The 22,597-nt window shown below is 41.5% G+C and carries 14 protein-coding genes; 1 reads left to right on the top strand and 13 read right to left on the bottom strand.

Features of this window, described 5'->3' with window-relative positions:
- Nucleotides 1-357 precede the first annotated feature (357 nt).
- The 5 genes from ACN076_RS01750 to ACN076_RS01730 all read right to left on the bottom strand — a co-directional run bounded on the left by ACN076_RS01750 (nucleotide 358) and on the right by ACN076_RS01730 (nucleotide 12,922).
- The gene (locus ACN076_RS01750) at nucleotides 358-1,305 is read right to left on the bottom strand and encodes an Rpn family recombination-promoting nuclease/putative transposase (RefSeq protein ID WP_420790033.1); all 948 of its coding nucleotides are present in this window, start codon (nucleotides 1,303-1,305) and stop codon (nucleotides 358-360) included.
- Between the two features lie 99 nt (nucleotides 1,306-1,404).
- Complete coding sequence (locus tag ACN076_RS01745) at nucleotides 1,405-3,093, bottom strand: alpha-L-fucosidase (protein WP_420790032.1); 1,689 nt, start codon at nucleotides 3,091-3,093, stop codon at nucleotides 1,405-1,407.
- 1 nt (nucleotide 3,094) lies between these two features.
- Nucleotides 3,095-6,883 carry a sugar-binding domain-containing protein gene (locus tag ACN076_RS01740; RefSeq protein WP_420790031.1) on the bottom strand — a complete coding sequence of 1,263 codons (3,789 nt, stop codon included), beginning with the start codon at nucleotides 6,881-6,883 and terminating at the stop codon, nucleotides 3,095-3,097.
- 434 nt (nucleotides 6,884-7,317) lie between these two features.
- Nucleotides 7,318-11,835 (bottom strand): ZmpA/ZmpB/ZmpC family metallo-endopeptidase, encoded by a 4,518-nt coding sequence (locus ACN076_RS01735; protein WP_420790030.1) that lies wholly within the window; start codon nucleotides 11,833-11,835, stop codon nucleotides 7,318-7,320.
- A gap of 202 nt (nucleotides 11,836-12,037) precedes the next feature.
- Entirely contained in the window at nucleotides 12,038-12,922 is an 885-nt protein-coding gene (locus ACN076_RS01730) for an SPFH domain-containing protein (RefSeq protein WP_025172052.1), read from the bottom strand.
- 258 nt (nucleotides 12,923-13,180) lie between these two features.
- Between ACN076_RS01730 and ACN076_RS01725 the strand changes: the two genes are divergently transcribed.
- A complete protein-coding gene (locus ACN076_RS01725; RefSeq protein ID WP_420790029.1) occupies nucleotides 13,181-14,038 on the top strand; it encodes a 5'-nucleotidase, lipoprotein e(P4) family in 858 nt (285 codons plus the stop codon).
- Nucleotides 14,039-14,671: 633 nt separating this feature from the next.
- Here the strand turns inward: ACN076_RS01725 and adcA are convergent.
- From adcA to dltA, 8 genes are all read right to left on the bottom strand, one after another.
- Nucleotides 14,672-16,177, bottom strand: a complete 1,506-nt coding sequence (gene adcA / locus ACN076_RS01720; protein WP_420790028.1) for a zinc ABC transporter substrate-binding lipoprotein AdcA — start codon at nucleotides 16,175-16,177, stop codon at nucleotides 14,672-14,674.
- A 9-nt stretch (nucleotides 16,178-16,186) separates the two neighbouring features.
- Nucleotides 16,187-16,993, bottom strand: a complete 807-nt coding sequence (locus ACN076_RS01715; RefSeq protein ID WP_000950030.1) for a metal ABC transporter permease — start codon at nucleotides 16,991-16,993, stop codon at nucleotides 16,187-16,189.
- On the bottom strand, nucleotides 16,986-17,690 hold the full coding sequence (locus ACN076_RS01710; RefSeq protein ID WP_001269496.1) for a metal ABC transporter ATP-binding protein: 705 nt from the start codon (nucleotides 17,688-17,690) through the stop codon (nucleotides 16,986-16,988). Before ACN076_RS01710 ends, ACN076_RS01715 begins: the two co-directional genes overlap by 8 nt.
- Nucleotides 17,690-18,130 (bottom strand): zinc-dependent transcriptional regulator AdcR, encoded by a 441-nt coding sequence (adcR, locus tag ACN076_RS01705; RefSeq protein ID WP_001249314.1) that lies wholly within the window; start codon nucleotides 18,128-18,130, stop codon nucleotides 17,690-17,692. The genes ACN076_RS01710 and adcR overlap by 1 nt, the downstream gene beginning before the upstream one ends.
- 152 nt (nucleotides 18,131-18,282) lie before the next feature.
- Complete coding sequence (dltD, locus tag ACN076_RS01700; protein ID WP_420790027.1) at nucleotides 18,283-19,551, bottom strand: D-alanyl-lipoteichoic acid biosynthesis protein DltD; 1,269 nt, start codon at nucleotides 19,549-19,551, stop codon at nucleotides 18,283-18,285.
- Nucleotides 19,544-19,783 carry a D-alanine--poly(phosphoribitol) ligase subunit DltC gene (gene dltC / locus ACN076_RS01695; RefSeq protein WP_000351967.1) on the bottom strand — a complete coding sequence of 80 codons (240 nt, stop codon included), beginning with the start codon at nucleotides 19,781-19,783 and terminating at the stop codon, nucleotides 19,544-19,546. Before dltC ends, dltD begins: the two co-directional genes overlap by 8 nt.
- 13 nt (nucleotides 19,784-19,796) lie before the next feature.
- The gene (gene dltB, locus ACN076_RS01690) at nucleotides 19,797-21,041 is read right to left on the bottom strand and encodes a D-alanyl-lipoteichoic acid biosynthesis protein DltB (RefSeq protein ID WP_420790026.1); all 1,245 of its coding nucleotides are present in this window, start codon (nucleotides 21,039-21,041) and stop codon (nucleotides 19,797-19,799) included.
- Nucleotides 21,038-22,588 (bottom strand): D-alanine--poly(phosphoribitol) ligase subunit DltA, encoded by a 1,551-nt coding sequence (gene dltA, locus ACN076_RS01685; RefSeq protein ID WP_420790025.1) that lies wholly within the window; start codon nucleotides 22,586-22,588, stop codon nucleotides 21,038-21,040. Before dltA ends, dltB begins: the two co-directional genes overlap by 4 nt.
- Nucleotides 22,589-22,597 lie beyond the last annotated feature (9 nt).

Genomic DNA, 22,597 nt, shown 5'->3' with positions numbered 1-22,597 from the left:
AAATCTACAATCTACATTTTATCTTATTTTCAATATATATGCAAATGATTTGAATTAAAATTTTCCAAAAAAATTTTAAAAAGTTTTTGCGAAATTAGGGAATTTTCAGATAAATTGATTCGGTATGTTTTCCCTTTTTTATAAATAAATAATTCACATATGTTTATGATAAATTTGCTTTTGTTTTAATTCCATTCACAAAGATAGCGCATTCATAAAGGGTTAGTAGAAAAATAAATAAGTTTGAAGGGTGAGACAAATTACTTTTGCACTGCATAAGAAAAAATTATCCGTAAAACATATGAACCAAAAATAAAACATGCTACCTCATTTCGGTAACATGTCATCGTTTTCTACTTACAACAAGGCCTCAAACTCAGCGACGGTCATACCTAATTGCTCACTCGCAAATTCGGAAGTTAAAGCATGTTGGCGAACCATGTCTAAGAAGGCAAAGAGTTTCCCCTCTTCCCTTCCTTCAACTTTCCCGCGCTCTAAACCTTGTTCAATACCTTCTGCACGACCACGTTCAAGACCACGTTCTAAGCCTTTTTCTTCAGCTTGTTCCAAGGCATAGTCATGCGCTAATAAGGCTTGTTCTTCGCGCATACGTAGTTGACTAAACATTTTCCTGTCCTCCTCGGACCAGCTCTTGTAGTCCAGCAGTTGATCTGCCTGGCTGATGGCTCGCTCGGGTTGCTGGGTAAAAGGTTTGTTCCCGAAAAACTCCAACCACGGCTTGCGAACCTCATCTTTGCTGGTTTCTCTGTATTTTTTTAATTCCAAGAATGCCATCTTAACCAGATGGTTTTCTTGTCCATTGTTTGTGATGGTTAAGACCTCACCTGTCGTATCCTCTCGCATACTAAAACTGTGAAAGGCTAAATCATCTTGAAAGTAGTTGCTATCCACGATTGCGATAGCGTATACTGGTGCGATATGTTTATAACTCTGGTGAGTATTGCCTTCTTGTTGGCGAACTTTTTCAAGGTTTTGATTGACCTGACTGCAAAGGTAAGCCCACAGGCGATTGATGAAAAAATTCTGATGATGCACCTGAATCTCAATAATTACTTGTGTCCCATTGTCCAACTCCGCCAAAACATCTATACTGGTATAGAAATCCTGCGCCGAGTAAGGTATGGAAGGTAAGACATGAATATTGCTTCCCTCTAAAATAGTTACATTTTTGGCTGGCAAGTCCAGCATATCGCGAATAAATTGACAAGTGATTTCTGGATTGCTAAAGATTTTCTTAGCAACCAAGTCATTGGTTGGGCTGATGCCCGGATGTCTTAAAATCATCCATTTCCTCCTTCTATTATACCATAGTTTGAAATCTAATTTTGTTAGATTCGATGGTTCTATCTATTTATTCGAAAAGGAAATGAATTGTGAGGATTTTTATCTCATTTCAACTAAAATATGAGCTTGATCAATCAGCTGTCCATCAACAGTCAGATTCAGATAGAAATCCAAGGTCTTATCAGCAGCAAAGTGCAGAGTTGGTAGGCACAAATCTTTTTTGCTTTCCCCAGCTTGAAATTGAAGGAATTGAATCTCATCCTGATAGGCAACGCCATGAACACCTGTCCCCGGTTGAATCGAAATCTTAGCCTCCAAAGGAGTACTACTTTCGCTACGTTCAACCTTAAAATGAAGAGTCTCTCCCTTTGCCACAGCTAGACTTTTTTCTGCAAATGCCAGTCCCTGAACAACTTCTGTTTTTGATAAGCTAGGAGTTTTATAGAGTGAAATATTAGTCAGTACAGGTAAATCCTGTGACTCTGTAATCATCACGCGCACCTTCTGTGCCTCTACTAGCGGACCTCGCAAGAGACGCTTATGACCAACTGTGAAGCCCGTACCAAATTCCTGCCAGACGCCATCCACCTCTACTTGCACATGAAAAGCAGCGATTCGTTGCCCTAGCTTCAAATCTTCTCTTAACTCAAGAACATCGAAAGTTTTAGGCGCCCCTAAGTCTAGTTCTAGTTGGATGGGCAAGTCTGCATCGCTTGCCCATGAACTAGTCTCAAGACCGTCTGTCAAATGGCGACAATCAAAGTCTGCGGAAAGTGCTGGACCAGATACCTTAGCTCCCAGAGTCAAATCTTCTTTATAGAGCTCATTGCGATAGGCCGTAAATTCATAGAGGCGTTCAATATCCTTTGCATCAAAGAGCCCATCTTTATTCGGCGGAATATTGAGTAAGAGAGGTGTGCCTCTCCCCACTGAGTGAAAATAGATTTCGACCAACTCCTCAAGTGACTTAGGATCCTGCTCTTCATGGTAGAACCAGCCCGGCCGAATGGAAACATCTGCCTCACCGATTGAGAAAATCGTGCCTGAAGGATCCCCATGCTGAAGATAGCCCAACTCTGCTTCTGTCCCTAATTTTTCAGGATTCACCTTTTGCCACAGGGGATTACCTGCGTACCCTCGTTCATTGCCAATCCAGCGAATGCTGGTGCCTTCTGTTGAAAAAATCAAGCAATCGCCCTGAAGCTCACGAATGGTTTCAAACCATTTTTCAAATTCATAATTAACCTTTTGAGCGCCCTCTCCTCTGGCACCATCCATCCAGATCTCAGCAAATTTCCCTCCATTGCCATAGGCAGGATTTGATAAGATTTCCTTCAGCTGAGCCAGATAATAGGCATTATAGTCCGCTTCTCGGTCCACATGATAGAGGGGACTATGGGCATCCCACGGTGATAGGTAGACCCCCATATCCATATCAAACTCTGTGGCAGCTTGGGACACCTCAAGGAGCAAGTCTCCCTCTCCATTCCTCCAAGGACTGGCCTTGACCGAATAATCTGTGTGAGCTGTCGGATAGAGGACAAAGCCGTCGTGGTGCTTGATCACCAAAATCAACTTTTTAAAGCCCGTTTCCTTGAGCACGCGAACCCACTCACGCGCATCTAACCTGGTCGGATTAAAGCGTTCAGGTTCCTCCTGACCTGTCCCCCATTCCTGGTCATAAAAGGTATTAGGCCCAAAATGGATAAAGGCTGCTAGTTCATCCTCTAAATAAGCTAGCTGGGCCTGACTAGGCAAGGGCCCATGCGGTTTTATTTCTCTTACCATACTACTTCCTATCTACACTTTTCTTTACTTTTTTGGCATATACTTGCAATTCGGTTAAGGCTAGGGGACTAGTCAAACTTTCAAATCGAAGACGAAGGGCGTAAGTCTTCACCTTATCAAATTCAAAACGAAGCTCTTCATCCTTGTCACTTGACACTTTTCGGATGCCTGATACAGGGCGCCAATTCTCCTCTTGTTTGAGTAGAGAATCCTTGTCCAAATGGTTGGGAGTCCGAGGCAAGGCAGGCTCATTCCCTACATAATAATCGATAAAGGTCGGCTCAACGGCCACATATTCTTGATTTTCAACATAATACAAGGTCAGGTTATCCACAAATCGCGGTTTTAAAATCCCTGCATCTCCAAACAGAATACCCACGCTGGCTTGCTCTGACTTGGCAATCCAAGTATTGGCTGTCGATTTCTTCCGAGCAATAACCTTGTCATTGAGATATGAGGCTGGGTGATTCGGCTCTGAATGGGAAGCAAAGACCAGAGGCAGGTTGGATCCTGTCCACTGATCGGAAATAACTTCCCCATCTACACTGACATCTGTCACATGAATGGTGACTGTTGCTGGCAACTCACAGCCCGCTACTTGTCCTGTGAGCACACTTTCTCCTACCTGAGCATAGACTTGAGGTTCGAGTTCATCCCAAGTCACCTTGGCCGTATCTCTTCTGCCATCTGATAAGACTAGCTTGACTCGATCTGGTAAATGTGGGACTTCCTTGACAAGCGTCCAAACCTTTTCAGGCTCAATAGCGCAAATCCCTTGGACACAAACCTGAGCAGAAGCCTTTATATCCAGCCCCTCAAGATGACCAGATACCGTAAATTTATGAAAGCTTGCTATATCTTCTTCGGAGATTGCCTCCCAAACAACCTTGACTCGTTTTGCACCACCGAACTCATAGTCCACCAAAACTGAAGATGGCAGCTGTGGATAAGTTCCCTTAGCTGTATACAAGCGAAGTGATCGTACAGAAACTGCCTGCCCTAGTGAGGTATTTTCTGCCACCTGAAAATGAGTTTGATAGGCCTTCCCTTGATAAAAGGCGCGAATAGCCAAGTCCCCTACAGACAAGCAATAAAGCACTCCCTGCTTGATAATGGCGTGGGCACTACCACTCGTCTTCCAAATCACTTCACTATTCCCCACCTTGTTCACAGGGTTATCCACAGTTTGTGGATAAAGTCCAATAGCTGGGGAATCTCCTTCTTGTAATCCGGCCTGCTTGTCCACTCGAATCTCAAATAAGCGCTTATTTCTCACTGGTTGGGTAGCCAAAGCCTCTCCCACTAAGATATCAAAACTTGCTGGCTCTAGCCCTCTGGCACTGGCTTTTACTCTTACGTGACCTGGCTGATCTAAACTCTGAACCAAAAGGACACCTCTGCCATGAAAGGCTTGCCGCTTAAACCGACCATTTTTCTGAGCCTGGTAACGTTCACGACTAGCCTGCCTACCATTATCCACACCTACAATACGAGCAGGGCCTTCAATTTTAAAATGAAGCTGATTGGAAGCACTCGGTACCCAATTTCCATCCTTGTCCAATACATCAAAATAGAGATAAAGGAGGTCTTGCCCATCTGGCTCCAGTTTTGTTTTCTCGGCATGTAGCCCGATTTTGGCTGGCTTACCTGCAGTCACCACCCTATCTTCTGCCACAAGCTGACCTTGATAATCATAGGCTACAGCATGCAATTCTCCTGGTTGATAAGCCAAACGCCATTCGAGATAAAGTTGTTCAGAACTTGCTCCCTCTTGGTATTTTCTACCATCTGAAGTCCATTTTTCCTGAAAATTCTTTCTGCCTTGGGATTTTCCATTGAGAAATAGCTCTACTGAACCAGCATTTGAATACACTCGAACAGGGATATCCCCACACTTATCCACAACTTGTTGATAACTCTTGTGGATTTCCCAATTCCAGTGGGGTAAGATATGAACCATGGGATGCTGATCTAGGTCCAACCACTGACTTTGATAGAGATAATAGTCATTTTTAGGAATCCCTGCCGTATCCACGATCCCAAAATAGGAACTCTTTACAGGCGTATCATTTTGATTGTGCCAAGGAGTCGGCTCACCGATATAGTCCACTCCTGTCCAGATAAACTGACCCGCATAGTCCAGCCGATTCCTATCTGCTATCCAAGAAGTTGTCGCTGTCTTCCCCCAAGGAACCCGATCATTGCCATAGTCCGACTGTTCAAAATTCCGCACTCGACGATTATCCCCAACCCATTCCTTATCTGGGCGAAAATAGCTGTCACGCGTCCGTGTAGCCGATGAGGTTTCAGACCCATAAAGACGCCATTTGGGATGTCTTTTGCGAATCCCGTCAATATTGTCTTCCGAGTAATTTAAGCCCACCACATCCAACAAATTGGCTATCTTTTCATGACCTCCAGACCCATCTCCAAAGCGGAATTGATCCATTCCCATAGTCACAAAACGACTATCATCCACCTCCTTTACCCTTCCTAGCAAGCGTTTGATAGTCTTCAATGAATGAGCATCGCCATTTGCTTCGCTGACTTCATTTCCCAAGGACCACATAAAAATCGCTGGATTGTTGTTGCCACGCTCAATCATAGTGCGCAAATCGTAATCTGACCAGAAATCGCCTGCTTTCGCTTCTGGATGAGTCGCTTCTTCCTCAAAAAAGCGACCATAATCATATTCTTTCTTGCCTCCATACCAGGTATCAAAGGCTTCTTCTTGGATGAGTAGCCCCATTTTGGCAGCCACATCCAGCAAAATACTACTAGCTGGATTATGGGTGATTCGGATTGCATTGACACCCATTTCCTTCATCTGGCGCAAGCGTCTCTCAGCAGCTGACCTGTTTTCCACAGATCCCAGCGCTCCGTAGTCATGGTGCAAACAAACCCCATGAATCTTCAACCAGCTACCATTTAGAAAGAAGCCCTTATCCGCTTGCCAATCCATATAACGGTAACCAAAAGTCTCCTCTTCTTCATCAACCAAAATGCCATTTTTGTAAAGGCGAGTCTTCAATTGGTAAAGGTAGGGATGGTCAATATCCCAAAGCAAGGGTTGAAAAATTGATATGGCTTGTTGGAAAGAATATTTGTCCCCAGACTCAATCACTAGAGAGTCTGTCGCCAGCCAGTCTGACAGCTGTTGTCCATCATACCAGATACTCTGCTCCAAATACACCGACACGGACTGAGGTCCATCATTTGAAACCTTACTTGTAAGCTGAGTCTCCACCCATCCATCTCTTTGTTCCTTTAGCTTGGGACTTTCTATCTTAATCCCATATAAATCCAGATGCACCGAATCTCTAATCAATAATTTTACTTCTCGGTAAATACCGCTACCAGAGTACCAACGACTGCTAGGTTGCTGATTTTCCACAAAAACCGCAAGCTGGTTGGCTGTCCCATCGTTTCTTAGATAGGGGGTGATATCATAAGAAAAGGGTGTATAGCCATTGGGATAATAGCCCAGCACTTGCCCGTTGATATAGACTTGGGCATTCATGTAAACTCCATCAAACAACAAACGCACCGATACAAGACTGGCATCTTCTTCCAAGTAAAACTGTGTCCGGTACCAGGCTTGACCACCATTTAACTGGCCACCCTCATTTTGCGCTGGCGAATAGTGGTCAAAATCATTGTAAATACTCCAGTCATGTGGCACTTGAATAGCCTGCCAATTTTCCCTCTGCAAATCCGGCGCCAAGGCCTCCTCTTTCCCCACCTCTTGGCTAAAAAACCAGTGATTTCGTAAAACTTCTTCTCTTCTCATACAAGCATTCCTCTTTAAACGACTCGATTTACTTGACTATAGCACAAAACAAAAGCGCTTTCAAGACTTCCTCCATCACTCCCTAAATACTCAGAAAAGATTCTATAATTTGTGGAGAAGTCTGAAAATCACTCCATGTTCATATAAACTGTCATTTTCAAGAAACAAGGTCATACTCTTCGAAAATCTCTTCAAACCACGTCAGCGTCGCCTTACCGTAGGTATATGTAACTGACTTCGTCAGTCTTATCTACTACCTCAAAACGGTGTTTTGAGCTGACTTCGTCAGTTTCATCTACAACCTCAAAGCTGTACTTTGAGCAACCTGCGGCTAGCTTCCTAGTTTGCTTTTTGATTTTCATTGAGTAGCAAATCTGACAAGAACCAAAAAACACCCCTCTGAATGTTCATTCCAGAGAGATGTTCCTTTTGTCTTAGCTATTGTAAATCGATTGTCTAAAGTCATCTGAATCTTTGAGATAAGCTTTATAAATCGCTTTTTTCAGTTTTTGAACGGGTGTTTCGATAAAGCTATAGGTGCGAGCAGTTGTATTGCCTGCTGTTATTTGAGCAAGTTCTTCTTTAACAGCTTTCTGCATCAATTCACTTAACTTCTGACTTGTCAGACGTATTTGCTGACCTTCATATTGAATTGTCAAAGCTTTCAATTGATCAATCTTAGCTACCCTTTCCTTGATTTGTGCTTTTTTGAACTCAGCATAACTCTTACCATTCAAAACTTTATTAAAAATGTAAGTATCAGACAAAGGCTTGTTTTCATCCTCTGCTGCTTGTTTGTATTGATTTGAAACATAAGGAACAAATCCTTCATAATAACCCAAAGTAGCCATCAATTCAAAGGCTTGTTTTCTAAAGGTGATATCCCCACTAATACCAGAGTCATTTTGACTAACACCATAAATGGTATCAAACATATCAACAGTATAGTAACCATTTGCTGCAATCTTACCTTTATCTGAAAAACCAGCAATGATATAACGGTTGACCATGATATGATTGTCAATCAAACTATCAATATCTGTCAATTTTCTGGCATCTTCTAAGGTCAGAGTTTGAATCTCCTCACTCTTATGAGTCGGTTTAACTGCTGGATTACGGTAATCTACCCAAGTTCTAGAACCTGTTGAAGTGATTGGCATTATTTTTTTGAAATAACTCATCTTGTCTTCTGCAGATAAGCCTTTACTTGCCTCTGCTTCTAGGTAATCTAGAGTATAAAGGACATCAAAACTTCCCTTCATGTAAGATTGCAAATCTTCTGCCGTTTTAAATCGATCAGGTGTTTTATTGTAAAATCCATTCTTATCACTCTCATCATATACAAAGTTGAGATTAAAATAAGTATCCTTTTCTGGATTATAGGAGTTTTCAAAAATACCACGCGCATAAAACTCTGCTCCTGTACCATCTCGACGACCGTGATTATTAAACAAGACCGTTCTATCTAGTAAGTGCGTCATTTCATGAGAATAAGTCGCTGAACCTCTATCATCCAGAACCCTATCTATAAAGTAACGGACACCTAATCCATTGGCCTCAGCTCCCACCTTACTTACTGGAGAATAGTAATTCATAGGAGTCATAAATTGGTCGACTCCCTTATCAACTCCATTACCAGTAGCTGGTGACCAAGTGCTATCAATCTGGGCATTCGGATTGCTTGTATACTTCTTCATCGTATCAATAATCAAGCGATTTGTAAGCAACTTATCACGATTTACAGGTTTTGTTATACGATAAAGAGTATCAACATAGTTAGCTTGTTGTACAGCCGCTTTTTCAATTAAAGACTTGACTCTAGCAAGTTCAGCTTGATACTTAGTTGGATTAGACTGGGCAAGAGAAGTATCTATATAGGAACCAATATTACCATAAGTAATCGTCGCCATATTACTAATCACATAAACACTTGGTTCTTTCACATTCAAAAGTCCCAAAATAGCAGCCATATTAGCCTCTTGTTTACGAGGATCCTTTTCCCCAGCTGTCAACTTGCTATACAGACCGATATGCGCTGAAAGATTTTCTTTAGATGGTTTTTCAACAATCATAGCTTGGCTAGATTTTTTAAGCCAAGTATCCGCATCATCTGACGTAAAGAGTTGGCGATTGCTGTCTAAAAATTCCTTCAAGCTAGCCTTACCTGTAATGGTAGATAAATACTTTGTAAATGTTTGAGGACTATTGGTCAATTTCATCTCTTCATAAGACATGGATCCTAATTTCTTCAAACTATCTAAGGATGTCATTGTCTTATTACCAAATGAACTTGGATTAAAGGCCAGAATATCACGAATATTCGTGTCCCCAAATTGAATATTATAAAAACGATTGATATAAGACAGTCCCAACAAAATCTGCTCTTTGTATTGCTCCAGCTCTTGTTTGACCTTGCTGCGGTTTTCAGGGGTATCTCCTATAATTCCCAATGTATGCGAGGCAATCTTTTTGAAACTTGACTCAGCTTGCGTCTTCGTCTGATCAAAGCTTTCTTGAATTGACAGTTTTTGAAGATACTCTGTACGCAACATATCTTTGACTTCTTGGTCAGTAATATTTGGGTGGGTTTTTTTGAGCGCAATTCTCTTTGTTATAATATCTCGAGAATCATAAACAGGCTCTAACTGTGCTTTTAGTTTACTGTCATGTAAGAAGTCTACTGACCTCGCGCTTGTGGTCAGAGCAGACACATCCACAGCATCTTCTCTCTCACTATTAGCCGGAAGTAAGTGTGGTTTATCCTCCTGACTACCAACTAAAACAACTCTCGGTTTCATTGGTTTTGTTATTTGACTCGCTTCTTGAGGATTAACCAATTCACCAGTTTGTTCATTGATAGCGTAGGTTCTGGTAAGTGTATTCTCACCAACTTCTCCTTCAGATGCTAGCTTTTCTATATTTTTAGCAAGTGAAGAATCCTCTCTTCGCTCCTCCGTAACAGCAATCGGTTGTATTACTTTTTCCACATTACCAACTTGAATCACTTTATCAACTGCTGGATTTACTTGTCTAGTAGTGTCAGATACCGTCACCTGACCTGTTGCCTTATCTAATTGATAACTCGTCCTAGTTTCCACCGAACCATCACGCCCTGCAACCGCTACTTTCTCTTGTCTGAACTCCAAAGCAGGATTCACCTGGTAGATCGTTTTATGAGATAGGACAGTAGTTTCAACACTCGGTTTAGTTCCAACTTCTACAACTTGATCAACTTTGTTAGCTACTATTTTGACAGTTTTATTCTCAGAAATATTTCCACTTGCTTGATCTTTAGTATAGGTAGTAGTAACTTGTTCTTGTCCCTCAACACCCGGAATTTTTACTCTTGTAACACCGTGGTCTAGTTCCTCATTCTTTTCATAAACGGTTTCATAAGGAACAGCTTTGGTCTCCACTTTGGTCTGAGGAAGTTGAGTGTCTTCTTTATACTCTGGGAGAGCCTCCTGTATCTCAGGCTCACCGGAAACGCCACCTTCATAAGAAGGAAGGGGTGGTTCTACTAAGGACTCACCGGAAACACCGCCTTCATAAGATGGAAGCGATGGTTCTACCAAAGATTCACCAGAGACGCCGCCTTCATAAGATGGAAGCGATGATTCTACCAAGGATTCACCGGAAACAACGCCTTCATAAGAGGGGAGAGTTGGTTCTACCAAGGATTCGCCGGAAACACCGCCCTCATAAGACGGAAGAAATGGCTCTACCGAAGGATCGCCGGAAACAACGCCTTCATAAGATGGAAGCGATGGTTCTACCAAAGATTCACCAGAGACGCCGCCTTCATAAGATGGAAGCGCTGGTTCTACCAAAGATTCACCGGAAACACCGCTTTCATAAGATGGAAGGGGTGGTTGGACTTCCGGGGCTAGGCTTATGCCATTTTCTTGAGGTTCCTTCTCTTTTGTCCCGACCAAAATCACCTGAACAACTGGTTCACGAAGCACTTCTCTCCCTACTTCATTTCGCGTAACAATACCATCGACAACCCTTACTTCTGTTAAGATTCGTTCTTGTCCCTTGGCACCTTCTATAGAAATTCTTTTTTCTCCCTTAGCCAGAGTTGGGTCAGACTGAAATTGAGTTTCAAACTCTATCTCCCCTATCCTAACTTCCAGTTCTGGCTTGTCTTCAGTAACAGTTTTCATTCCTTCATCTGGTACCTTTTTAGACTCAATACTCATACTTTTTTCAGGAGTTGGATTTAAAACAGGCTCAACTGAGTAAGATGGTTGAGGAGATTGCACAAGATCTTTAGTCGAGCTAAAATGAGATGCAGTCTGTGGTACAATCTTCTTAGATTGAGGTTCTAAACTTTCCTCCTTTTGAGATAATGCTGGCGACTCTACCTTATCAACAGAAAGTTCCTTGCTAACACTATCTCTTACCAAATAATATCCCGTAAATTCATATCCTTGGACTGTTTCAGGACTTGGTAAAAACTGACCTTCTACTCTCTTAACAAGGGCTGGTTGCAATTCTACCAGATTTTCTAAAGCAGAGATGGATGCTCCCCAACCACCAACAGTAAAGACGCTCACAAGGAAGTAAGACGCTCCCTTTTTTCTCTTGATTAAAGTGAAGGAAAGCAATAATAATCCTGCTCCCAAGATAAACATCTCATCATTAGAAAACAGACCTGTTTCTGGTAATCTTGTAGCCAATTTTCGATAGACAAAATAGTATTCTTTTCCCTCTTTTACCTCAATCTTATTTTCTTCAAACCATTGCAACTCAGATTTCAGCTTTTCAGGTAAATCCTGCTCATCCAAATAATGACTTGAAATTAGTGTTGAAGTCGTTTCTGTAGCCTGTGCAGGTTGAGCCCCCATACCAGCAAAAAATAAACTCGTTCCTAGCAAGACCGAACAAGCTCCTATTGCATATTTCCTCAAAGAAAAACGCTGCTTTCTCTCAAATTGAAATTCTTTCATCTCATCTCCCATCATTCATTATTACTGTATATTTAGTATATCAGAAATAGTCTGTATTCACAAATCTTTCTAGTTATTCCCTTATCATTCCTAATTAAAGTAGACAATATACAATAATTTTTAGTTAAATGTATATCAATGTTCTTTGTTTTTCTTAACAAACGTAATACAAAAAGAGCCTGTTGCCAAGCTCTTTAGTCTATTATTTCTTCTCAGCACGGAGGGCTGACAAGATTTGTGTACGGATATCATCAACACCATTTGGCGTATTTGGTAAAAAGATGGTTTGATTGCCTTTTGCAGCAAAAGTGTTCAAGGTATCCAAATACTGGTTGGTCAAGAGGATGGACATGATTTGTTCTTCTGTCATACCAACATTGGCTTCCTTGAGTTCTGTGATAGACTCTGCCAATCCATCCACAATGGCCTTACGTTGTTGGGCAATCCCCACACCATGAAGGCGATCCTTTTCTGCTTCGGCTTCAGCTGCAGTGACGATTTTAATCTTATCTGCTTCTGCCAATTCTTGCGCTGCAACACGCTTACGTTGCGCTGCATTGATTTCATTCATAGATTGCTTAACTTCTGCATCTGGTTCAACCTTTGTAATCAAGGTTTTCACGATAATGTAGCCGTAAGTAGTCATTTCTTCTGCTACTTGGTGTTGAACTTCAAGGGCAATCTCATCTTTTTTCTCAAACAATTCATCCAAGGTTAGTTTGGGAACAGAAGAGCGAAGAGCATCTTCGATATAAGATTTAATCTGAGATTCAGGACGCATGAGTTTATAGTAAGCATCTGTCACGCTCTGCTCGTTGACACGGTACTGAGTCGCCACATTCATCATAACGAACACATTGTCCTTGGTCTTAGTCTCAACCACAATATCGCTTTGCAACAAGCGCAACTGAATCCGCGCTGCAATCGAGTCAATCCCAAAAGGCAAGCGAATGTGAATACCGCTATTGGCAACCTTTTGGTATTTCCCAAAGCGTTCAATAATCGCCACCGACTGCTGACGAACCACATAAACTGTACTCAGTGTGACTATCACCAATAGGAGCACACAAACCACCACAAAAATCATCAAAAATGTTGCCATTATCGTGACCTCCATTATTATTTTTTCCTGTATTATAGCACATTTAAAGAAGGTTGTGCAGTTTTTACTGCGATTTTTCCTGAAATGTCAATAATTAGAGGTGAAACTACATTTCAAGTTAGTAATCGCTTTTTTCATTACATTAACTTCCATAGAATCTACATCAATAGTCAGGGAATAACTTGCCTTAACTTTTCCCTCGTGCTATACTAGTGATTGAAATTAATAAATAGGAGATATTTCATGAAAACAGCAAAAACTACTGTTACAATCCTTTCTACACTTGCTTCTGTCGTCTTATTAGCTAGTTGTGCAACAAAGTCTACAGAAACACAGACAAGCAATAATAGCTCATCTGATAATCAAATTACAATGACATATGACCAACTACGGTCTAGAGAAAACACTATGTCAACCCTTTGGTATCAAAAATCAGCTGAAACTAAAGCTTTATACATACAGGGTTATAACGTTGCAACAAATCACCTAAAGGAATTGCTCAAAACAGAATCAGACAAACCTTACTCTATCGTTTTAGACTTGGATGAAACTGTCCTAGATAATAGCCCTTATCAAGTACAAAATGTCAAAGATGGTACAGCATTCACACCCGAAAATTGGGATGTTTGGGTTCAAAAAGCTGCAGCAAAAGCCGTCCCAGGTGCCAAGGATTTTCTTCAGTTTGCTGATCAAAACGGTGTCCAAATCTACTATATTTCTGACCGCTCAGCTAATCAAGTAGATGCTACCATTAAAAATCTTGAAAGTGAAGGAATTCCTGTTCAAGGACGTGATCATCTCATGTTCTTAGAAAGTGGTGTAAAATCCAAAGAAGGTCGTCGCCAAAAAGTTCAAGAAAAAACAAATCTTATCTTATTATTTGGTGATAACCTCGTAGACTTTGCAGATTTTTCTAAGACTTCTGAATCTGACCGTGATAAACAACTTGAAGAATTGCAAAAAGAATTCGGTGAAAAATTCATCATCTTCCCAAATCCAATGTACGGATCATGGGAGTCAGCTGTATACGCTGGTAATAAACTAGATGCTAAAGGTCAAGTAGAAGAACGCCAAAAAGCTTTGCAAGGTTTTGATAAATAAAACAAATAAGCTGATTCTACATAAAATTGGGCTAACTTACAATCTTCAAAAAGTGGATAGGAAGGAATTCTGATAATCAGAAAACTTTCCTATCCACTTTTATAATTGATATAACATCAAACTTTTATACACCTGATATTATGCGTTTTTCTGATTTTAAAGACTTTGTCACCTAGACCCTATATTTCAAGAATTAAGCAATGTTGATGATCTGAATGTAGTGTGGTATACTATTTTTGTCATCGGTTACCGATTACGTTCCTATGGGTTCGTGAGAGGAGGTGAAACTAATGAGCCTTATACCTGAGCTTGCTCTTACTATTATAGCGGACGTCATCGCAGGAATTATCTTGTATTTCGTTTGCAAATGGCTAGATGGTAAGAAGTAGACCGACTGACTAGCCTATCAACACCCGTTAAATCGCTAAGATACGTCAAAAAAGCCCTTAACTACGGCAATAGTTAGGGGCTTTGGTGTTCTAATGAACCTTATACACTAACAACATTCTAGCATATAAGCCCAGATATTTCAAGAGTTTTATTTATTTTTTAAAGTTCTGGAAAGGTCTATAATGAAGTTAGCCATCTAATATCTAAAAACCGACTAGCTCCTATGAACTAGTCGGTTTCTCATCAATGCGCCAACATTTCTTGGGCGATTTCTTGTCCAGATAGGTTATCTGGGTAGTAGGTTGGCCAGTTATCCATTTCTTCAAAGAGGGCTTCTTGGCTTGTGCCTCCAAAGAAGATATGGAAATGTTCTGCCTTAACTGGGGCGATATTGTGGTCACTAAACTGAACATACTTGAATTGTCCAGCATCAGCATCTGTGGCTTCAAAGAGGAAGCGCACACCACGATTTCCTTTCTTGTAAGTCAAGATTTTCTGACCAACATACTTGTAAGTATATTTCTTGCTTTGTCCACCTTGAACAAATTCCATAGTGTTATCAGCAATGTTGATCTTAGTCACATCTGTCTGATAACCTTTTGTATAGTAGGCCTTGTACTCAGCCTGAGTCATCTTACCAGTCAACTTAGCCTTGTAGTCAAAGACTTGATCAAACGTGCCATCTTCAAGGAAAGGATAAACTGATTGCCAGTTACCTGCATAGTCACTCAAAGTGCGGTCCTTGACGTCTGCATCCTCAAAGTAACCATTTTGAACTGTCTTGGTATCCTCTGCCTTTTCAGGTTCGATAGCTGGACCTTCTTGGTCTGTTGTTTGTTTCAAAGCTTTGAGGTTTTTCTCCATGATAGAGATATAATTTTCTCCCGCCTTGGTATCTTCTTCTGTCAGACTTTCTAAAGGATTGAGGACATCTGTTTTGACACCTGCTTCTTTTGAAAGTGTATTAGCAAGGGCTTGTGAAGCATTTTCCTCAAAGTAGATATAGGCGATTTTATTTTTCTTGACGTACTCTGTCAATTCTGCCAAGCGAGCTGCTGATGGCTCTGCATCTGGAGAAAGGCCTGAGATTGCGACTTGTTTGAGTCCATAGTCCAAGGCAAGATAGTTAAAGGCTGCGTGTTGCGTTACAAAGCTCTTTTGTTTGGCTTGAGACAAGCCTTCTGCATAAGCCTTATCTAAGGCTTGTAATTTTTCGATATAGGCAGCAGCATTCTTCTCAAAGGTCTCTTTTTTATCAGGATAATCTGCTGATAAACTGTCACGGATATGCTCTACTAGTTTAATGGCACGAACTGGTGATAACCAAACATGGGGGTCAAACTCATGGTGATGACCTTCTTCTCCATGGTCATGGTCTCCCTCTTCTTCCTCGCCACCTGGCAAAAGCAACATATCGCCTGTCGCCTTGATGGTTTTGACCTTTTTCTTATCCAAAGTATCTAGCAATTTAGGGACCCATGTTTCCATGTTTTCATTTTCATAAACGAAGGTATCTGCATCTTGGATTTTGGCAACTGCCTTGGCAGACGGTTCATATTCATGGGGTTCTGTACCAGCACCGATGAGGAGTTCTACATTAGCAGTATCTCCTGCGACTTGCTTGGTAAATTCATAGACAGGGTAAAAGGTTGTCACAATATTGAGTTTGCCATCTACCTGTTTTTGATTGGAACAAGCTACTAAAAACAAGGTACATAGACTGACTAGCAATAAGCTAATTTTTTTCACGTTCGTCTCCTATTTGATAAAACGTCTTACTAAACTGATGAGTAAAAAGACAGTTACAAAAATAATGGTAATACTTGCACTTGCAGGTGTTTCTGCATAGTAGGAAATGTAGAGTCCTGCTACCATTCCCAAAAATCCAATAGCACTGGCAAGCAGCATAACCGATTTAAAGTTTTTCCCCAGACGCAGGGCAATACTAGCTGGCAAGACCATAATGGTCGATACCAGAAGAGCTCCCGCAGCAGGAATCATAAGGGCAATGGCCACCCCCGTCACCATGTTAAAAAGAATGGACATGGTACGAACTGGCAAGCCATCCACAAAGGCCGTATCCTCATCAAAGGTCAAAATGTACATCGGACGAAGGAAGAGGAAGGTCAAAATCAAAACAACCGCCGCAATGACAAAGAGGGAAATAACCTGCTCTTCACTGATAGTCACGATTGAACCAAAAAGATACTGGTCCAAACTCATAGAACTAGAGCTTTTACCCTTGCTCATGACAATCAGAGAAACAGCCAGACCTGTTGACATGAGGATAGCTGTCCCGATTTCCATAAAGCTCTTGTAAACCGTACGGAGATACTCCAGAAAGACCGCCGCAATCAAGACAATGGCAATAGTGGAAATAGTCGGAGAAATCCCCAAAACCAACCCAAAGGCTACACCCGAAAGCGAGACGTGGCTGAGGGTATCACTCATCAAACTCTGACGACGCAAGATAAGGAAGGTTCCCAATACCGGCGAGAAAAGACTCATGGCAATAACGGCCAGAAAAGCACGTTGCATAAAGTCATAAGATAACAAACTAAGCATGGCCTACCTCCTGATCATTCTCATGAACGTTGAAACAACGCCATGGCGAGTCTTGGTTACGGACTAGATGAATATTGCGGTCCGCGTAGTCCTTAACTTCTTCAGGGTCATGGGTAATCATCAAAACAGCCTTGCCATGATGATGGGCGCTGTGGTGCATGAGTTCGTAAAATTCGTTTTTACTTCCTGCATCCATCCCCGTTGTCGGCTCATCTAGGATAAACACATCTGGATCCGAAGCAAACATACGCGCAATCACCGCTCGCTGCTTTTGGCCCCCAGATAGAGACCCCAAGCGTTTGTCTCGATGTTCCCACATGCCAACTGAGTCCAAACTAGCCTTGATATGCTCCTCATCATGAGCATTCAAACGACGGAACCAACCCTTTCGCGGATAGCGACCAGATTTGACAAATTCATAAACCGTACTTGGAAAACCAGCATTAAAACTGGCAATCTGTTGAGGAAGATAGGCTATTCTCAATTTCTTACCCTGCGTATTTGTCTTTGAAATGGTCACCTTGCCAATGCGTGGCTGAAGGATTCCAAGACTGGCCTTGATGAGTGTCGTCTTAGCTGCCCCATTCTCCCCTGTCAAGGTAACAAATTCTCCACTATCAACACTATAATTGATATGTTCAAGAACAGGCTCCTTATCATAATAGAAGGATAAATCCTCTACCGTAATATATCTCATTATTTGATTTCTCCTACTAAAGCAGTCAAAAACCGCTGGATCACTTTTTGTTCATTTGGAGTAAACTGAGTCGCCACTTGTTCATAGGTTAAAAGCGTATGCTCATGGTGATGGTGGTGCTCCTCAGCGATTGGACGAGCCAAGTCAGTCAACTGATAAAAAATCACACGCGCATCTTTAGGATCTTTAGATGTTTCCAACATCCCTTCCTTGACCAAAGACTTAATGGCCTTGGTAACTGCCGCCTGACTGACATTGAGACGACGAGCCAACTCTGAATTTGTTAAAGATTCCTCTGACAAGAGCATGAGGATATGCTCCTGGGTATTGGTCAGAGCTACCTCGCTAGTACAATGACCTATTAGGATTTCATGTTGGTTTTCCGCCTGTAAAATCACCTCATTCAAAAAGCCATCGATATCCTTCGCTAGCTGTCTCATATCTGACTCCTTTCCTTTTAGACTTCTCTTTTTTAAGAGAAAAATACTATTCTTTGACATTTTATTTACCAGTTAATTATATCACAAGCAAAAAAAGAGTCAAGAAAAAACGTGAAAATAGGCTTCATTCTTGAACTCTTCTATATTATGATCTATTGAAAGTCCTTGATATCTCCATCATATGTCGCCCAATCTTTGCTGAAAAAGCGCTCATTCAGATGGTAAGTCGGAGCTGGTGTGGGATTGGATAGGAAAGGATCAACTGCCTTGTCAAAAGCCAACCACCCCAACCAACCAAGGTGAATGGTGTCTTTCATAAAGAAAGTCTCCCCGCCGTCCTTAGAAAAATCTGCTATATTGGTAAACCCTTGACTTTCTAACTGGTAGCGAATCTTCTGCACCGTTTGTTGGTACATATCCTCTCGTAAACCAGCGTAGTCCATCCATTTTTTATTAACAGGTGGAATGATAAAAATCGGGTTTACCTTAGATTTAGAAAACTGTGTTAAAACCAACTGCAAGTCATTATACTCTGGCGACTTGAGATAGGTAAAGCTTTTCTGAGAGTCCTTTAATTTCTTCAAATCCTTCTTGATCTGCGTATTATAGAAATAATTTTCCATTCCCAGATCATTATTGGAAGTATTCTTTTCAGCATCTGCTTTAACAATATCTTCTATAGCTTGATAAGAAAACTGGTCTGGCAAGGTCTTTAAATACTTAACTACATGCTTATCATAATTGACATAGCCTCTAACTGAAAACTGACCAAAAAAGGAAGCTTGGCGTTCATTAAACCGAGCCAATAATTCAATCATTTCATTGTCTGCTGTCGACAATTCTTCTTTGCTTGCCAACTTCTGAACCAAATCCTTCATAGCTACGTTAGGAAACTGCTGTAGTAAGCGAGTCGCTGCATATTGACTAGCCTGATCTCCAGATTGATGTTCCAGAAAACTGGTCAACTGGTCTCCATTAAAATACTGCTGAAAAGCTGCTGGCTCATAGCCATTTTTACTGAACCACTGAGGTGAGATAACATACACAACTTGTTTATTCTCCAGTTGTGGCAACATCTGTTGCATTCCAAAATACTGGTTAAGCGATGCAGCTCCCCTCTGTCCTAAAAGATAAGGACGGTAGGAGCGATTGTATTTCTCAGCTAATACCGCAGGATGAGCACCGTCAAAACGAAGCCATTCACTAGAGCCAAAGAAGGGAACAAAACGCATATTTGGATCAGATAGTGCTCTGACTTTTTGACTTCGCTCCTTAAAACTATCGATAGTAGTAGCCACCGCTGAACGCTTTTCAGCTCCTAGATTATGACGCATCTCAGTAGGATAAAAGAAAATGAGCAGAAAAACCAACAAACCAGCTATCAAGACCGGTCCGAAGATCATCCATAAGCGTTTAAGCATTTTGTAGCTCCACAATACCAGCTATGATTTTATTAGCTGTATTCCAGTCATCACGACCGAACTCCGTCACTGGAACACGAATGTCAAAACGATTTTCAATCTCCACAATCAATTCAACCGTTCCCATACTATCCAAGACACCTGCATCAAAAAGATCTTCATCCATCATGTCAGAAACATCTTCCATAAACAACTCATCAATAATTTCGATAACTTCTGATTTGATATCCATATTTTATTTCCTTTTATTTTTTAAACCATAGATCATTCAAGAATCCAGAAAAGATTAAGAATGACAGCATGACGACATGGAAGGTGACAACCATGCCAAGCAACTGAACCCAGCGATTCTCAGGTAGGGCAGCTTTCCCTGCTTTTTTCCGTTCCTTATTGAGCGTTTTTTTCTTGCGAACCCAGGCATCATTGATGACCAAGCCCAGTCCATGAAAGAGTCCATAGGCAATATAGTACCAGGTCACTCCATGCCAAAATCCCATAATCAGCATATTTACAACGTAGGCCACACTTGAGGTTACATTACGATTTTTAAAGACTTTCTTTCTGGTCAATACCATGACCATTCTCATAAAGACAAAATCACGGAACCAGAAAGAAAGACTCATGTGCCAACGATTCCAAAACTCCTTTAAATCCCTTGATAAAAAGGGCTTGTTAAAGTTGATAGGGCTACGGATTCCCATTAAGTTTGAGATGGCTAAGGCAAACATAGAATAACCTGCAAAGTCAAAGAAGAGTTCCAGACCAAAGGTATACATAACTGCCAAGGCATAGAGGTTAAAGAAGCCACCTGACTGCAAGGCTAGATTCTTCAAAGGAGGCAACAAGGTTTCTCCTAAAACATGAGCTAGGATAAACTTGTACAAAAAGCCCCACATGATATAGCGAACAGATTCATCCAGCATATCCATCAACTCATCCCGCTCAGGAATGGCCTGATAATTTTCATTAAATCGCTTAAAGCGATCGATTGGGCCACTTGAAAAAGTCGGCATGAAGAGAAGGAAACGAAGGAATTCCCAGAGGGTAAAATTCTTAATCACTCCATCTCTCAGCTCGATGATAATCCCAACCGAACGAAAGGTCAGGTAAGAAATTCCCAAGAACCCAAGCAAAGACTGCGTTCCATTGATAGCTGGCTGCACCTTAACAAAGATAATCGGGAGAAGGGACAGAAAACTAACTAGGTAGAAGACCCACTTGCCATCCTTACTTTTTCGATAGTGCTTGTAGAAAAGTAGGAGCAATATCTCCCAGCACAAATAAATACCCAAGGTAGCCAACTGATTAGTCTTCCCACCCACCAACATAGTAACGATAAAGAAGAGACTAACCAACACTTCATACCAGGCAAAGCGTTTCTTGAAAAAGAGGCCGATAAAGATGGGCAAGGTTGCAACAATCACATAGACAAAATACTGAGGATTGCCGTATGGCTCTAAATGAGGAAGCTGTTGAAAGAACTCCATCATCTGCTATTCACCTCGTTAATCAATCCTTTGATGTCAATCTTCCCATTTGGAGTCAGTGGTAAACTGTCTCGATAAAGGAATTTAGATGGCATCATGTAGGACATCATGATATCTGTCAGGTCTTCCTTAATAGCCTTGGTAATATCGATATCACGCTCAAACTGCTCACGAACACCGTCTTTTAAGATGACATAGGCTAACAGATTTTGTACCTTGTGGTCTTTATTATAACGTGGAACAGCAACAGCAGACTCGATAAAGCGAGACTTGTTGAGGTTTTGAGAGACATCTTCTAACTCAATGCGGTAACCGTTAAACTTAATCTGGAAGTCCATGCGTCCGCCGTAGAGAAGTAAGCCCTCATCTGTCATGGTTCCCACATCGCCTGTGTGATAGGCTGGCAGACCTTCAAACTCAAAGAAGGCTTCTGCTGTTTTTTCAGGATTGTTCATATATCCTTTTGAAACAGCTGGTCCTGAGACAATGATTTCTCCCTGTTCGCCATTTGGCAGTTTATTTCCTTCCTCGTCAATGATAAAGGTTGGAGAATCAGCCTTGGTATAGCCGATTGGGAGGCGTTTTAGAGTCGTCAACATCTCGTCTGTCACGGCAACAGCTGACAAGGCTACTGTTGCTTCTGTTGGACCGTAAGCATTGATAATACGGGCATGTGGGAAACGCTCACGCAGTTTTTGAGCCGTTTTGACCGTCAATTCTTCCCCATCAAAGTAGAAATGCGTGATTCCAGGCATTTTCTCGCTGTTGAAGTCTTCTGACAACATGGCCATATCCGCAAAAGAAGGGGTTGATGTCCAGATAGCGATTGGCAATGAAAAGATGGTCGCAAAGAGTTGCTTAAAGTCCTGAGTAATAGCTGAAGGAAGGGCGAAGAGCGTACCACCAAGTGCCAAGGTAGGCGCCCAGTACATGACAGACAGGTCAAAAGAATAAGGTGGCTGAGCCAACATTTGCGGACGACTTGGCGTCGCAAATTCCTTGTCCGTAATCATCCAGTTGGTAAAGCTGAGGAGGTTATCATGGGAAATCTGTACTCCCTTAGGCTTACCAGTCGTACCAGACGTAAAGATGATGTAGTAATTATCATCACTCTTGACTGGATGCGTGATCTCATAGCTAGTCCCTTGAGCAAAGACATCTTGAACCTGAGCTAGAGTCATCATTGGTGTAGAAACCTGCTCCAATGGGAAGTCTGAGATAGCAATAATCAAGCTTGGCTCTGCAACTTCTAAAATAGCCGAAACTCGCTCCAAGGCCGAATGGCTATCAATTGGAATGTAGGCGTGACCTGACTTAGTCAGCGCAACAAAAGTTGCCAACATTTCATACTCTTGGCCACCAAAAACAACCACAGGAGACTTCTCTGGTAAATCCAGTTGGTCAATAGCTGCAGCCAAACTATCCGAATCAGCCTTCAAATCTCCATAAGTGTGTTCCTGCCCTAAAACATTGTAAACAGGATAGTCAGGCTGTGTCTGAGCAAAATGCTCAATGGTTTCAATCATATCTACTATTGGTTTATTTGACACAATAGGAAT

Origin of the sequence: Streptococcus sp. K0074 (assembly GCF_048843365.1) — a bacterium.
In the GTDB taxonomy this organism is placed as follows: Bacteria; Bacillota; Bacilli; order Lactobacillales; family Streptococcaceae; genus Streptococcus; species Streptococcus mitis_BM.
This window is presented reverse-complemented; position numbering and strand designations above follow the sequence as displayed.

Bases quoted from the DNA above. Each gene is read 5' to 3' on its own strand.
- ACN076_RS01750 (WP_420790033.1), bottom strand. From the start codon at position 1,305: ATGATTTTAAGACATCCGGGCATCAGCCCAACCAATGACTTGGTTGCT.
- ACN076_RS01745 (WP_420790032.1), bottom strand. From the start codon at position 3,093: ATGGTAAGAGAAATAAAACCGCATGGGCCCTTGCCTAGTCAGGCCCAG.
- ACN076_RS01740 (WP_420790031.1), bottom strand. From the start codon at position 6,883: ATGAGAAGAGAAGAAGTTTTACGAAATCACTGGTTTTTTAGCCAAGAG.
- ACN076_RS01735 (WP_420790030.1), bottom strand. From the start codon at position 11,835: ATGAAAGAATTTCAATTTGAGAGAAAGCAGCGTTTTTCTTTGAGGAAA.
- ACN076_RS01730 (WP_025172052.1), bottom strand. From the start codon at position 12,922: ATGATTTTTGTGGTGGTTTGTGTGCTCCTATTGGTGATAGTCACACTG.
- ACN076_RS01725 (WP_420790029.1), top strand. From the start codon at position 13,181: ATGAAAACAGCAAAAACTACTGTTACAATCCTTTCTACACTTGCTTCT.
- ACN076_RS01715 (WP_000950030.1), bottom strand. From the start codon at position 16,993: ATGCTTAGTTTGTTATCTTATGACTTTATGCAACGTGCTTTTCTGGCC.
- ACN076_RS01710 (WP_001269496.1), bottom strand. From the start codon at position 17,690: ATGAGATATATTACGGTAGAGGATTTATCCTTCTATTATGATAAGGAG.
- adcR (WP_001249314.1), bottom strand. From the start codon at position 18,130: ATGAGACAGCTAGCGAAGGATATCGATGGCTTTTTGAATGAGGTGATT.
- dltD (WP_420790027.1), bottom strand. From the start codon at position 19,551: ATGCTTAAACGCTTATGGATGATCTTCGGACCGGTCTTGATAGCTGGT.
- dltC (WP_000351967.1), bottom strand. From the start codon at position 19,783: ATGGATATCAAATCAGAAGTTATCGAAATTATTGATGAGTTGTTTATG.
- dltB (WP_420790026.1), bottom strand. From the start codon at position 21,041: ATGATGGAGTTCTTTCAACAGCTTCCTCATTTAGAGCCATACGGCAAT.